This window comes from Stieleria marina, from assembly GCA_007741555.1.
Classification (GTDB): domain Bacteria; phylum Planctomycetota; class Planctomycetia; order Pirellulales; family Pirellulaceae; genus K23-9.
Map to the genome: position 1 here is coordinate 3,822,949 of CP036526.1, position 14,514 is coordinate 3,837,462.

Consider the following 14,514-nt stretch of genomic DNA (forward strand, 5'->3'; position numbering starts at 1 on the left):
TGGAAAGTCGTGTGCGTCACTCGAACGTGGAATCGGTCACAGCGACACTGATCAAAAAGGGGACGCTACTGATCGGAATTTACATCGTTTTCGATGCAGACGATCTCTTTCATGGTATGCGCAAAGAGCCGATCATTCGCAAATGTCAGCGACGCCAACGTCCATGTCTCACCGCCGGTACCGAGGTCATTGATTGCGGCAATGGATTTTGGATCGAGCGTTTCGGTTTCTGTATCAATCACGTACACCGTGCCCGTCACTACTGGCAGGAAAAGATATCGCCCAACCCGTGTGGGGCTGGCCGCCGAAATATGTCCCCAGCCGGTTCCCTTATGGCCTTTGTCACCGACCGAGAAACCGTTTGAATTGACCGGCCGATTGTCGGGATTACCTTTTTTCCAAAGCAGTACATCCTTGTTTCTCGATTCGCGACTGGCCATCAGTTGGGCGGGTAATTCCAAGTACTGTACTTCGCCGGTTTCGACGTTGACGCGGCCGAGGTAGTGCACGTTGTGCGATAGGAACCAATGCCAGTCGCTCACCACCAAGTTGGCCTGATTGGTATTGGGATGGCCCTTTCCCGCTTTCACTGCGACGTGCAACTGCTTTGACCAATCGCTGGTCTTTTCATCAAAGCTCCAAACCGCTGCGTCGGCGTAAAGAGGTGATCTGCGAATCAGTTTGCCACTGCGTGTGTCTAAAACAATGTGATTTCCCGATTGAAATCCAAACACATAACGCGAGTTCCAGTGGCATGCGTACGAAGGATCCAGTCTGGGAAGCGTCACGCTCCAAATCGAAGTCCCCTCTTCTCCCGCCGCTAAGCTGGTCAGACTCTGTCCGGCGGGTTTTTCCAACGGACCATGCGGTCCACCGCGAGCGTGCGCGACAGCCAATTTCCCATCGGACGTGACACCAACCGTCGGCGTGTTGTGAACCGACGTGCCGACGTTTTCGCGCCACAGGACTTTTCCCGTTCGTTTGTCGATGCCATGTAGATAAGTCCAAACTTCCCGCTCATCTACGCCGGCGGGAACGTCAATCGACTTGGATTTGACGCCGGGTGAAGACCACTTTTGCATCTTGGCGCCTGAGTCTTTGTTGGCGACTTCCACATACAGGATTGCGTCGCCAACCAAGTAGGGTTCTGCTTGCCGATTGTTGTGCTTGAATCGCGGCGTCCATCCGCGAATCCACACTTGGTTGCCAGCGCGATCATAACAGCCCATCGCGCCGCATCGATTGAAAAACCAGACGTGTTCTTTGTCACAAATCGGCGCAAACACGGTTCCGTCGGTGAAGCCTCCGGCCAATGAGATCGACACTTTGCCTGGAAGCGTGACTTGCCACAGAATTTTTCCGCTGTCCGCGTCCAGACAAATGCCCAGGATGTCTTTGACCGCAATCTTGGATTCAGGACGTTCGATCGGCACGTGCGTCGTCACAAAGACTCGGTTGCCCCAGACACTGACGTTGCTCATGCCAGCCTCTGGCAAAGCGGTTTTCCAGCGAATGTTCTCGTCGCGCGTCACACTCCAGCGAGTGGGCGGATCACCTTCGACCTGCCAATTTCCGTTTGGGCCGGCCGCTTGATGCCAGTTTTCCGAAGCCCGCATTGTGGTTGCACTGCCGGCGAAGCAAACGAGCGACAGGAATCCAAAGAGAGTACGAATGAATTGCATTTTCTGAACACGAAACTAAAGAAAGAACGACTGCGAACCGTTTGACGCATCAGTCTAAGCCAGAATCCATTGCCCTGTGCAGCACTTGATTCGAACGTTCATTCTTTAGTCGCAAGGTTTTGCATAAAGCTCACGCAGTGCATCATTCAAATCGGAGAACTGAAACGTAAAACCCTGGTCGCGGAGGCGTTTGGACACGACGTATCGTCCGTAGAGTGCAAGTTCGGCGTCCGTGTTCATCAACAGCGGGGCTCCGATACGAACCATCCACTCGAAAGCTGGCAGGCCGATCGGCATCTTGAGAAATTTTCGTAGTGCCCGCATGAAGTCGACTTGAGCCACCGGATTCGGAGAAGACGCAATGTAAACACCGGACATACTGGCGTCGGTGATGGCATGTGCGAAAAGCCGATTGAGATCCGATTGGTGAATCCAGCTCATCCCGTGCCTACCACTCCCAACACGTCCACCCAAACCAAGTCGTGCGAGCAGTGCCAGTTTGGACATCGCTCCGCCGCCGGCTCCCAAGTCACGCCCGATCACGAAGCTCGTTCGCATGACGACGCCACGCTGGCTGGGCAGACGGCTTTGGTAGAATGCAGACTCCCAAGCCCGGCCAACCGTCGGCGCAAAACCCAGGCCTGTGGCGGAATCTTCATCGCAGACTAACGCCGGAGGATCTCCATAGATGTGCGCTGTACTCATTTGCAACCAAACCGACGGCGGCGAATCGACCGCCTGCATCGCGAGGCCAAGCGCACGCGTCGATTCGACTCGCGAACGCAGGATTTCGTCCTGATGATCGGGTGTCTTGATGCAGTCGACGGTGCGGCCAGTTAAGTTCACGACTGCGTCGGCGCCTTCGATCCGAGACAGCCATTCGCCGCAGGTTCGAGCATCCCAAATGCAAGTTTCCCAATTGCCAGACACGGCCGGCCGCTTACGCGAGAGAACGACGACTTGAGCGCCTTGTGCGGCAAAGTAGTTGGCCAGCGACGTGCCCAGAAAACCACTTCCACCCGCGATCACAATCCTCTTGTTGTCCAATTCCTGCATGCCAGAGCACTCCCAAGCCGGTACGGTTTGTCTACGGATTTAACCGCAATTCAGACCGTTCGTTGCCAGCGGAAAGTCGAAACCCTGAAAGATTCTGCGAACTTTGCTTCCAGCGAAAGTCGGAAGCGCTAGTGAACCGGTCGCACACAACGCGTCACCCAGCTCTTTGCCCGGTTTCGTTGCAGTTCTTTCAGCCGTTCCATCTTTCCGTCCGCGGCCAATACGGCTTGCTCCGCCCAAGTCGCGGGATCGTGCCGTTTGCGACTCATGCCGGCGTCTTTCAAGATTTGCTCCAACTTTGCAGAGTCGATCGACGCCAAACATCGAAAGCTATCGATCCCATTGGCGGACAACAGCTCCTTAATCTTGCGTCCAATTCCTTTGATCACCGTCAAGTCATCGTCAGTCCGTGTCGGCTCCGCAACTTGCACTGGCTCGGGAGCGACTTCAGGTTCTTGGGTGACATGAACTGATTCAGGCGGAGTCGTTCGATCATCGTTGCATGGTTCGATCTCGAGCTGTTCGTCCGAGGGCGTTCTCGCTTGGTCGATGTCCTCAGAAGTCTCCGTTTCTTGAGTCACATCGGCAGCATCCGATGATGATTCGGCCAAGTGCTTGGCGTAGAGGGACCTCTCGTGCTCCAGATTGGACTGACTCTCCGCCAGACTTTGCCGAAGCGTGATGAGTTGCTGTTCAAGCTGATCGACATGCTGAGCCGACTGGACCTGTTGTTCTGCTGCCTCGGAACGAACTTGCAGAATCAGAGCGTCCTGCTCTCTTCGTTCTCGTCCGACACGCTCCAGTTCCGCGACAAAATTTGAAAGCAGCGCCTCGGTCTGTTGCAGTTTCTTCACTGAGACCGACAACTCACTCTCGAGCAAATCACGCTGCACGGTGTGTTGTTCAACAGCCTTTGCGTTGGCAAGGAGATCAGATTGCAAACGTCTGATTTTTGCCTGCAGCGTCTGCATCAATCGCTCAGCCGACCCGGCCGACAGTTTTTGATCTACGCGAACTTGTTCCAACTCGGACTGCGAATGACTCAGTTGAGAACGAAGGTCTGCAAGCTCGGCATCGCGATCACCCAGTTTGCCTTGGATGAAGGCGATCTGCTTCGTTTGCTGGCTCGCTAAATCGGCAGCGGACTGAAGACGCAACTCAAGTGATGATTTCTCCTGCGACAGTGCATCGACTTGGCCGCGGGCTATTTCCCACTGTTGCAATCGAGTCGCGGCTTCGCTGGCAACTTGATCGTGGTCAGCCTGCAGTTTGCAGTGCGAACGGTTGAGATTGTGATGAGCGTCGCGAACACTCGCAATCTCGGCATCCCGTTGGATCAATTCGTCAGCGAGTCGCGAGATCTCCTTTTCCAGCTTCGACGTCGACTGCTGCAGAGAAAGGTTCTGACTCGATAGCGAAACCGCCTTGTCGCTGGCCAAATCAGCTGCCTGCTGAGCCGCTTGCTTTTGCGTGTTGGCCGCGTCGAGTATGCTGGCCAGTTCGTCGCGCTGCTTGGCTAATGCCCGCTTCTCGCCCGAAACTTGTTGTTCGCGTTTCAACGCCTCTTCCAACTCGTTGCCGTGCGAAGTCAGTTCGGATTTCAGACGATCCGATTCCTGTATTTGATGCTCAAGCTGTGACTCCACCTGTCCCAGTTCGGTTTTCAGGCTCGCAGTACACGAATCCGCGTCGCTAACTTGCGTCGTAGCCGTAGATAGTTCGACAGACAACTTTGCGTTGTCGGACTGCTGCTGGCCTAGCTGAGTCTGGAGCTGTGACTTTTCGGCTTCCAACCTGCTGGTGGTCTGTTGAAGCTCTTGTTCTCGCTGGTGCGAAGCCGTTTCGACTTCGGCTTCCAAGCACTCCAGTTTCTCCTGCAGCGATTCGCAATCCTCGGCCAGCTTGTTTCGCTCGGCCACCGCCTGATCATAAAGGTCGGCGGTGCGCTCATTAGCTCGATAGACTTCGTCCAGTTCGTCCTTCAAATCATCAAATGATTGCGACGGTTTGGAATTCTGAGACGTATCTGGCATTTCAAGTCGTCAGTGACGCTCGCTCGATTGGTCGCTTGTTGATCAATATCAACACGACCATGATTGCGAACGTCAGCCCTTCTGATTGGGGGCCGACTGGAAACTCGCAATCCGACTGCATCATCTTAGACAATCATCGGTCGCAATCAATTACGTACGACGACCACCCACCAGAGAATCTTGCAAGCGAACCAGTTTCTTCCAGTTCTGGTCGGCGGCCAATTGCGCCTGATCCGGCCATGTGGTCGGATCATGCATGTGAAAACGTCCGTCTGCGTCCTGCAAAATTTTGTGAAGTTTTTCGACACTGGTGGACGCCAGTTTGCGATAGGTACGAATTCGCTTTTCGACCAACAAGCTTTGGATCTTGGGACCGATCCCTTCGATCCGCGTTAGATCGTCGGGTTCAGTCTGGCGTTTTCGCGTCGGAGCCGCCGCGGATCGGTCGACCGAACTCGGCGGTGTCTTGAGCGTCAGCGGTCGCAACTCACTCAGTTTGGCGTCGACGGCACGTTTTTCGCTTTGCAGTCGTTCGAAGTCAGCGGCGGCAGCTTGCAAATTCGCAAAACTGAGAGCTTCGGTTTCCGTATTGGCGCGAATCAGGTCGCGTTTCTCGTTAATCAAGTGGTCAATTCGCGCCGCTTGGATATCCGAATTCAGTTTGACGTCATCAAGCGAATCACGCAGGTGAACCAGTTCGGCTTTTCGTTCGCTCAGCTCTTGGGCTCGCAATCGATCAGCACGGGTCAGTCTCTGATTCTCGTTGATCAAACGCATGATCTTGTCGGCTTGCTCGACCGACTGAGCGCGAATGGCTTCGTGACTTTTCTGCAGTCGCTGAATTTCGTCGATTCGTTCGTTAAGTGTTTCGGACAGAGCGTCGTTTTCGGTCGACTCTTGTGCCAGTAGCCGTTCATTCTCGGCAGCGAGTGCGGTGAGCTGCCCGGTTTGCTCCTGGACAATGCGTCTGGCTTCTTCCCAGTCCGCATTAAGATTCTGTAGTTCGCCGTCTCGCTTGGACAACCGGGCTTCCATTTCTTCGGCTAGCTGGCTGAGAGCCGCGTTCTCTTGGCGGATCGATTCAAGCTCTGTTTGATACGTGTCGCTCTCACGTTGGTTCTCGTGACAGAGTGACTGCAGCCGCTGGATTTCTTCGTTGGACGCATTTAGTTCCCCTTCAGCGGACGCTTCGTTTGCCTTGGCCGCTTCGTATCGTTCGACCAGAGAACGGGTCCGCGTCGTCAGTTCTTTTAGTTGATGAGCGAGTCGGTCTTTGGTTTCGTTGAGCTCGCTGATCTGAGAATCTTTTTGCGCGATCAAGTCGACGGTTCGGGCTTGTTCGACTGTTTGTTGCTCGCTTTGTGAGATCAAGTGAGCGATTTCGGTCGCCTGCTGCTCTGACTTTCGCGCCAAATTCTGGTGCTGTGCGTTGAGCCGCATCAGTTCAGCGGTTTGCGCGTTCAGAGATTTCGAGGTCGACGCGTGCTTGCCAGTCACTTGCTCTTTTTCATCTAAGAGCGATTGAATCTCGTCGACTTGTTCGGCACAGGTGGATTGCAAAGCCGCGTGTCCTTTTTGCAACTCCGAAAGCTCTTGAGTGACTCGTTCGACCGCCGCGTTGGATTGACAGATTGCTTCCTGGCTGGACTGAACGGCTTGCTCGTTGGCGATCAACGATTCGCTTTGTTGCTGGATCGTGGTTTGGAACTGGCTGTTCTCGCCGGTCAGCTTTTCCAATAGTTGCCGAAGTTCGGCGTTTTCGGCAGCGGCCCGCTCGCACTGTGATTCCAAATCACGTTTGATCTCTTCAAGGCGTTCTTGCTCGGATTCAATGGTTGCGCGAAATTCGTCGGATTCGATCTGCGAGCACTCTTTGGTCTGGCTCAGCTCCGTTGCCATGGTTTCGATGCGAAGCTGATCGTCGGCGACACTGGCTCGGAGAGCCTCGTTTTCCGCGACCGCTTGATCTCGATCACTCTGTAGTGATGCGGCGGCCGACTCGAGATCACGCTGCTGTTCAGCCATGGTAGCGACGGTCGATTTCGCTTCGGCCAGTTCGCGGGTCAGAGTTTGAATTTCTTGGTCTTGCTTGGACTGAATCTCAGAAGCGTGGCCACGCTGTTCACTAAGTGCGTTTTGGGCAGCTTCCCACTTGGCTTGCAGTCCGGATTCGCTTTTGATTGCGGTTTCGAGTCGCTCCTGAAGTTGCTCCGTCTTGGCTTCCAGTCGCTGGGACTGCGAATCTTGTGACGCACGCAGTTGTGACAACTGCTCGGACAGTTGCTCCGAAATGGCCTGTGTTGCGGAGAGTTTTTCGTTTGCGATGGTTTCACGAAACGTCCGTTCCTGGATCATTTCTTGAGCCGCCATTTCCTTAGCATGATGCTCTTTTTGCAACGTCGCGAGCGACTGAAGTTCCGCTAGTTCGTGGCGTAGAGCTTGCGTTGCATTCGCGGCATCGCCGATCTGCTCCTGAAGCTGTCGCTCAGTAAGAATCAGCGCATCAATCTGCGCCTGTTTAGCTTCGGCTTTTGCAACGATGTCATCAATCTGCGATTGCTTGGCGACACCATCAGCGACGACTTCATCGATGCGTGACTGCTTGGCCAGTCCTTCGGCGATGATCTGATCGATGCGAGCTTGTTTCGCTTCGCTTTCGGCAACCAATTGATCAATCTGTGCCTGCTTCGCTTCACTTTGTGCGACGATGGCGTCGATTTGCGACTGCTTTGCATCACCATCGGCGACAACTTCATCGATCAGGGCCTGCTTAGCCTGACTTTCGGCGATGATTTGGTCGATGCGAGCCTGTTTGGCTTCGCTTTCGGCCAGCATTTTGTCAATCTGTTCTTGCTTGAGCTGGTCTTGCTCCACAATTGCGTCAATCAGTTCTTGCTTTGCCTGACCATCGGCGACGACTTCGTCAATCCGTTCCTGCTTGGTCTTGCCGTCCGCGACGATCTGGTCAATTTGTGCTTGCTTCGCTTCGCTCTCCGCAACGATCGCGTCGATCAGGCTTTGTTTTGCCTGACCTTCGGCGACGACGTCATCAATTTGTGCTTGTTTGGTTTCGCTATCGGCAATGATTTGATCAATCTGCGACTGCCGGGCCGCCTCTTTTGACTGCCAGTCTTCGCGAATCGAATCATCCGCGATCTTCAACTTCGGAGCAGACTTCGTCGTAAGCGTTTCGCTGCTCGGTCGCTCTTCGCTAACCGAGGATCCCTTAAGCAGGCGATCAAGGGTCTGCTGAGCGCGCGTCAATTCGTCTTCACCGCCCGCAATTTCGCTCTGCAATTTCGTGAACTGTTGCGAGAGACGGTCATCTGTCTGGGGTGCGATTTGATCAGAGTGACTCTCCTGATCAGTTTGGTCTTCTTCTGGCCGATAGAGTGTCAGTTCGATCGTTGACGGCGACTTTCGCGGTTCATGATCTGAATCGTTTTCCGCGTCTGCGATTGCGTCGCGAAGGCCATCGTTTCGTTCATGCAAATCGAGCAGTACCGCGAGATCGGATTGCAGCTGCGAAATCTCTGACAGCGAGTCACCAGCAGGTTCCGTACTGGGAGGTGGCAACGCGTCGGTTGGCTCCAGGTTGTGCCGCGAAAGTTCGGACTGCAGCTGCCGGAATTCGTCCAGCAAGTTCGCCAGTTCGGCGTCGTAGGACGGCGAGTGTTTGGCGGCCGGATGCTGGTCTGGGTGCGAGTATGAAAAGAGACGTAGCGAAGGCCCCTCTGTTGCAGGAGCAACCGAAGTAGGTTCGTGATGGTACAGCTTGTCTTCCATGACCGATTGCCGAACGTGTGAATTGAGTGCGCAGTTCTTCTCATCCAATCGGCCGTAAAAGTCGATCGAATTGAACTAACCCGCATATATTTCGCGATCCCGTTACTCTGCTACCAATGGCTTTTGCTTTCAACTGGCTGTGGAGGCAGGCTTGCTCGCCGGCTTATTAAGAAGTCGCCAGGTTCTTACAAGGTTTGGACAACGATGTTGAACGTGACTCATCAATGCGATCTGATCAACGAATCTGCTTTCCTGGCGGATAATGCAACCATCGTGGGACACGTCGAGATCGCCGCTGATGCAAGCATTTGGTTCGGCACAGTGATTCGTGGCGACAGCGAGATGATAGCGATTGGAGAGCGTTCCAACATCCAAGATCTATGTTTGATCCACGCCGACCCCGGTTCGCCATGTCGCATTGGCAATGATGTCACCATCGGTCACTCGGCGGTCGTGCACGGAGCGACCGTGGGCGACGGCGCGATGATTGGGATTCGCGCGGTGGTTCTGAATGGTGCCGTGATTGGCGAAGGCGCTTTGGTGGGCGCCGGCGCGGTAGTGACCGAGGGCACGGTGATCCCGCCGGGACATCTGGCGGTCGGGGTGCCCGCGAAAGTGTTGAAGGAATTATCCCCCGAACAAAAAGAACGCGTCGCTCACGCTGCCAGCCACTATGTCAAAGCGGCCAAAGAATACGCCTGCGAACAAGACAAACCGTAGACGCTACGACCAATTGATGTTGTTCATTTTCGCCAAAGCCAACAGCAGCGATTGGGTGCCGTCTTTGGAATGCCCCTGAGCCGCCACCGCTTGATAAAATTGATGGGCCAGGGCTAATCCAGGGAGCGAGAGATGCATTCGTGCGGCTTCGTCCAGAGCGATGCCCATGTCTTTGATAAAGTGCTCGACAAAAAAACCAGGGTCAAAATCCCCGTCGACCATGCGTGGCGCCAGGTTCGATAGCGACCAACTGCCGGCCGCCCCGGAGGAAACACTTTGCAGGACCGTCGGAATGTCCAAGCCGGCTTTGTGGGCGTACAACAATCCTTCGCACACGGCGATCATCCCGCTGGCGATCAACGTCTGATTCACCATTTTGGTGTGTTGCCCACGACCGGGACCACCTTGATGCACGACCGTTTTGCCCATCAAATCAAATAGCGGTCGCACCGATTCCACCGCGGACGTGTCGCCTCCGATCATGATCGACAGCGCTGCGTTCTTGGCGCCCGTGTCGCCGCCGCTGACAGGTGCATCAATGGAAATGACGCCCAGTTTGGCCGCTTGTTCGGCAATCTCTTCAGCCAACGAAGGCTGGCTGGTCGTCATGTCGACAATGGTTATTCCTGACCGACAGCCAGCTAGCACACAATCGTCCCCGTCGATGATCACACTGCGGACGTCCGACGGGAAACCGACAATCGTAAATACAACGTCGCTCTGCTCGGCGACTTCTCGTGGTGAACCGGCTAACGTCGCGCCCCTGGCGACCAAATCATCGGTCTTGCCAACCGTGCGGTTAAAAACCGTCGCGCGGTAACCAGCGTCCATCAGATGGCCGCACATGCTGCGGCCCATGACGCCGGTACCGATCCAGCCGATTCGGGTAGATTTTGGATCCATGATGTTGTCGATTGACCTACCAGCGGTGATCGGGACGCTCCAGGATTTCGCGAAGCAAGATCGACTGCTGAATCCCGCCCGGTTTGGTCAGCATCTTGATCAATTCTTCGGCCGGATTACCAGTGGTGGCCGCTTGAATGGCTTTCGCCTTTGCTTTGATAACCTTGGCTTCTTTGATGGCCGTTTTGGCGGCCAATTTGACCTGGGCGTCACGCTCATTAGCGGCCCGTTGCCGCTGATTGGCGGCGGTGACTTTGGCTCGTTTTTCCTGCTTCTTTGCTTCGGTCAGCTTGCGGTGCAAGGCTGCTTCGTTGTCGGCTCGCTGATCACCGACCACTTGCGCCATGACCACATCGTCATCATGCTGACGAACCTGTCGTTCGCTGCGGTGACTGGTGTACTCCGGCGCCGGTTGTGCGCGAGGCGGCAAACCTTGGCCCACACCACCACCACCTTGTTGAGCAGCTTTCTGCTTGCGGCGTTCAGCGGCGCGACGCAAGAAATCTTCTAAGTCACCGGACATAAATGGGGTATCCGAAAAAGTGCAGCAATGGAGGTGTAATCCGCGAGTGCTTCAAACACATTCAAAATAACGTTAGCGAAACTCGCCACGGGGTTTCGGTTGATTCGGCAGATACCGAACGTCTTGACGATGTTCGCTACCACTTCAACCTACGCGCCCGATTTGGAGCAATCACTGCTGGATTAGTCGTCGTACGAATTGTCACTGGAGCTGGTCGCTTGCCCTGCCACAGCGATGGACTTTCGCATTTCGGTGTCCGCACTGACGTTCTGCAGTTTGTAGTAATCCAAAATATGAAGATTTCCACTTCGGAACGCAGCCGACATCGCTTCGGGAACCGCCGCTTGGGCTTGAACCAGCGAGGCACGGCTCTGTTGAATTTTGGCTTGCATCTCTTGCTCTTCTGCGACGGCCGACGCACGCTTGCCTTCCGCACGAGCACGTGCGACTTGAGTGTCCGCTTCGGCCTGGTCCGCTTGCAAGCGAGCACCGATGTTGGCCCCGACGTCGATGTCAGCGATGTCAATCGAGACAATTTCAAATGCCGTCTGCGAATCCAAACGCTTGGCCAGCACTGCTTTACTGATCACATCGGGATTCTCTAGTACCGCTTTGTGGTTGGCTGCCGAGCCGATCGCACTGACGATGCCTTCACCGACCCGCGCGATAATGGTTTCTTCGGTCGCACCACCGATCAACTGTTGCAAGTTAGCGCGAACAGTCACGCGAGCTTTGACCTTGAGCTGGATGCCGTCTTTTGCGACCGCGTCTAGCGACGGTTTTACGGATCCGCGCGGTGGACAGTCGATGACTTTGGGATAGACACTGGTCTGAACCGATTCCAACACGTCCCGACCCGCCAAGTCGATCGCGGTGGCTTCACGAAACGTCAAGGAAATCGTTTTGGCTTTTTTAGCAGCGATCAAAGCACGAATGACTTGCTGGACATTACCACCGGCCAAGTAGTGAGCTTCCAACGCGCCACTTGTCAGTTCTGGGTCCACCAGCCCTGCCTGAGTCGCCATGATCTTGCTGCGAACAATCTGCCTGGCGTTGACTTTTCGGAAAGTCATGCCCAGCAAACTGAAAATCGTGATGTCCGCTTTGGTCAACCAAGATTGAACCCAGAGCCCAAAGTAGCTCGCGAAGATGAACAGAAACACCAACAGCACGACGAAGAGGATCAGCGCGCCGATCAAACCGAACATCGTGGCGTCAGAAATCCCCTGAGCGATCAACCCGGACGGAGTGCCAATTCCGATCCTCTCGGATACCTGTGCGAATGGGAACATTGTTTGAATCAATCCTTGTCAAGCGAACGGTCACAGGTGGGGCCAAAAACGACATCGATCTTTCGACGCAATCTTCGCCATAGAGCTGCCTACTAATGTCCTGGCCTCCCACGCCCATGTCAACAACCCGTTCCTGCATCCAGCCTGAAACGCCCCACTCACCGCAACCGACGACAACGCGGCACCTAAGCCAAGGAAGTTACAAACGATCGGAACGCTGACAAGCGGGATCACCTTTAGAAGATAGGAGGTTTGTTTTTAGCGGAATGGCGCAACGCATCGGGGCTTTGACGCACCGGACGGCTCGCGCCGTTTCGCTAATAGTTGCCCCACTTTCCAAACGTAACTTGCCCTGGCAACGCTGCCCGCTTGCTAGGTCATGTTGCTAGGTCATGGTTGAACAGTAGTGCGATCGGCCACGAGGCAACATTTCGATAGGCAGTTTGTTATCTTGTGGCTGTCACGTCGCGGCCCCTTCAGCGCCGCGACGACTTGACCGACCAATGCGCAAAACACAGATACAAGGATACGTTCGTGGGATTCGTCATCTATCCGTTTCTAGCAGGCCTGATCATCTACGCGGTCTTCCGTGTTGCAATCAGCGGCTTTTACGTTGTTCGTCCTGATCAGCGAGCGGTGATTACGTCGTTTGGACGGGCCGAGCGCATGCCGGGCGGTCAAGACGCCGGGGAGGCGGATCCGTATTTGAGCGAAGACGAACGGGTGCGCTACAACTATCCTCGCGTTCGCGTCGTGCAGCCGGGCGGGCCGTATTTCAAATGGCCTTGGCAAGAGGTTCACAAAGTCAGCGTGGCGACCGAGGCAGTGGACCTTGCCTGGGATCCGACCAAACACCAAGACACGATCGAAGCGGTCACCAAAGACAATCTGACCACCGGGGTGAACGGACAGATTCGATATCGCGTCAGCGAAAGCAATCTCTACGCCTACCTGTTCGGGGTGGACAGTCCGCTGGAGCACATCATGGGTTTCTTTGTGTCGGTGTTGCGAGAACGCATTGCGACGTTTGTCGATCCGAAAGGCGACACCCTGCTGGCGGACGCCGATACAGGCGACGTGGACGATTCGGCCGTGCTGAAAATTTTGGAATCGTCCGCTCCCAAAGAAATTACCGAAGGCGTTTCGATCAACGACCTGCGAAAGAATCTGCCACTGCTGAATTCTTACATGGAAGAACAGTGTCGTGCGACTCCCGGGCGTTACGGTGTCGAACTCGAGGCCGCTCTGATCACCGCGATCGACCCGCCTCAGGAAGTCGATCGGGCACTTTCTGCGATCAACACGACCAGCAACCAAGTTGCTGCCGACATCAGCACCGCCCAAGCGGATGCGGAACAACAGATCACGATGAGCGAACGAGCGGTCGAGATTGCCGCCAACAATGCCGAAGCCGAAGTCGCGCCGCTGCGTGAACTGGCTAAGACGCTCACCCAGATCAAAACCGAAGGTGGGTCTCAAGCACTTGCTGCGTACGTGCGTAATTTGCGCATCGATCTTTACAAACGCGCTAAGAGCGTGATTCAAGTCGCCACGAAATAGCCTCACCAACGCTCGAGTATTTGTTATGAATCCAGAAGAACTAATCGTTGCCGGCATCGCCTTTTTCGCTGGTTTAGCTGCCATTCCGATCGCGATCGGAATCATCAAGGCGTTTGGCTTGTTCACCAGCGTCGGCGAACGACAAGAACACGTTTACACCTTGTTTGGAAAAGTACTCGGATCGCTCAGCGAGCCCGGTTTGCAGATCCCAATCAAACTGTTTGGCCCACGCGCTTTGCTGGTTCCGTTTTTTGGTCGCCGCGAAGTTGTCAGCACACGTTTGCGGCAGCACTACCTTCGCGGCCAAATGGTCAATTCCGAAGAAGGCACGCCGATGGGGGTCGGCATCTGGTACGAAATGGAGGTCAACGATCCGGTGGCTTATCTGTTCACAAACACCAACCCCGAAGGATCTCTGCAGGCCAACGTTGCTAGTTCGACGATCTCCACGCTGAGCAATTTGGAAATGGACAAAATGCTGGAGGATCGGCACAGTCTTTCGCGAACCGTTCGCCAAACCGTTTCACCTTTGTCCGAAAAGTGGGGCTACCGTCTCGGTTCAGTCTATATCCGCAAAGTCTTCTTTACCGACGTCCAGATGGTCCAGAACATTACCGACAAAGTCGTCAAGCGATTGGTGCAGGTCACCAGTGCAATGAAACAGGACGGAGACAACCGAGTGGGATTGATTCGCAGTGAAACCGCAAAAAGCGTTTCGCAAAAGATGGCTGAAGCCAGTGCGATGCGTCCCCAATTTGTGGGCAAGGTGCTAAACGAAATTGCCAAGGACGATGAAGAAATCCTGGAAGCGGAACTGGAGGTGCTGGAAGTCGAAAAGCTGCTGCAGTCGGGTGCCGATATCAACGTCATCCCTTATGGCACAAACTTGATCATGAATATGGGCGGTAATCAATCCTCACCGCCCAAGCGAACTTCTTCTCGCACAGAATCCTGACCTG

10 protein-coding genes are annotated in these 14,514 nt (G+C 54.8%); 3 read left to right on the top strand and 7 right to left on the bottom strand.

The genetic code is table 11. From position 1 onward, the window contains the following. Window positions 1-65: 65 nt before the first annotated feature. From K239x_RS13640 to K239x_RS13655, 4 genes are all read right to left on the bottom strand, one after another. Entirely contained in the window at window positions 66-1,682 is a 1,617-nt protein-coding gene (locus K239x_RS13640) for an outer membrane protein assembly factor BamB family protein (RefSeq protein WP_145418603.1), read from the bottom strand. A gap of 105 nt (window positions 1,683-1,787) precedes the next feature. Next, window positions 1,788-2,738 (bottom strand): TIGR01777 family oxidoreductase, encoded by a 951-nt coding sequence (locus K239x_RS13645; RefSeq protein WP_145418604.1) that lies wholly within the window; start codon window positions 2,736-2,738, stop codon window positions 1,788-1,790. Between the two features lie 128 nt (window positions 2,739-2,866). After that, complete coding sequence (locus K239x_RS13650) at window positions 2,867-4,771, bottom strand: hypothetical protein (RefSeq protein WP_145418605.1); 1,905 nt, start codon at window positions 4,769-4,771, stop codon at window positions 2,867-2,869. A gap of 150 nt (window positions 4,772-4,921) precedes the next feature. Continuing rightward, complete coding sequence (locus K239x_RS13655; protein WP_145418606.1) at window positions 4,922-8,557, bottom strand: hypothetical protein; 3,636 nt, start codon at window positions 8,555-8,557, stop codon at window positions 4,922-4,924. A 204-nt stretch (window positions 8,558-8,761) separates the two neighbouring features. On the opposite strand from K239x_RS13655, the gene K239x_RS13660 reads away from it, so the two are divergent. Further along, complete coding sequence (locus K239x_RS13660) at window positions 8,762-9,277, top strand: gamma carbonic anhydrase family protein (RefSeq protein ID WP_145418607.1); 516 nt, start codon at window positions 8,762-8,764, stop codon at window positions 9,275-9,277. A gap of 3 nt (window positions 9,278-9,280) precedes the next feature. On the opposite strand, the gene K239x_RS13665 is transcribed toward K239x_RS13660, so the two are convergent. From K239x_RS13665 to floA, 3 genes are all read right to left on the bottom strand, one after another. Then, window positions 9,281-10,183: an NAD(P)-dependent oxidoreductase gene (locus tag K239x_RS13665; RefSeq protein WP_145418608.1), complete on the bottom strand. Its 903-nt coding sequence runs from the start codon at window positions 10,181-10,183 to the stop codon at window positions 9,281-9,283. 13 nt (window positions 10,184-10,196) lie between these two features. Continuing rightward, window positions 10,197-10,703, bottom strand: a complete 507-nt coding sequence (locus tag K239x_RS13670; RefSeq protein ID WP_145418609.1) for a hypothetical protein — start codon at window positions 10,701-10,703, stop codon at window positions 10,197-10,199. A gap of 182 nt (window positions 10,704-10,885) precedes the next feature. Next, complete coding sequence (floA, locus tag K239x_RS13675; RefSeq protein ID WP_145422353.1) at window positions 10,886-11,911, bottom strand: flotillin-like protein FloA; 1,026 nt, start codon at window positions 11,909-11,911, stop codon at window positions 10,886-10,888. A 618-nt stretch (window positions 11,912-12,529) separates the two neighbouring features. Between floA and K239x_RS13680 the strand changes: the two genes are divergently transcribed. Then, complete coding sequence (locus tag K239x_RS13680; RefSeq protein WP_419190026.1) at window positions 12,530-13,555, top strand: SPFH domain-containing protein; 1,026 nt, start codon at window positions 12,530-12,532, stop codon at window positions 13,553-13,555. 25 nt (window positions 13,556-13,580) lie between these two features. Then, window positions 13,581-14,510, top strand: coding sequence for an SPFH domain-containing protein (locus K239x_RS13685; RefSeq protein ID WP_145418610.1), 930 nt, complete (start codon window positions 13,581-13,583; stop codon window positions 14,508-14,510). Window positions 14,511-14,514 lie beyond the last annotated feature (4 nt).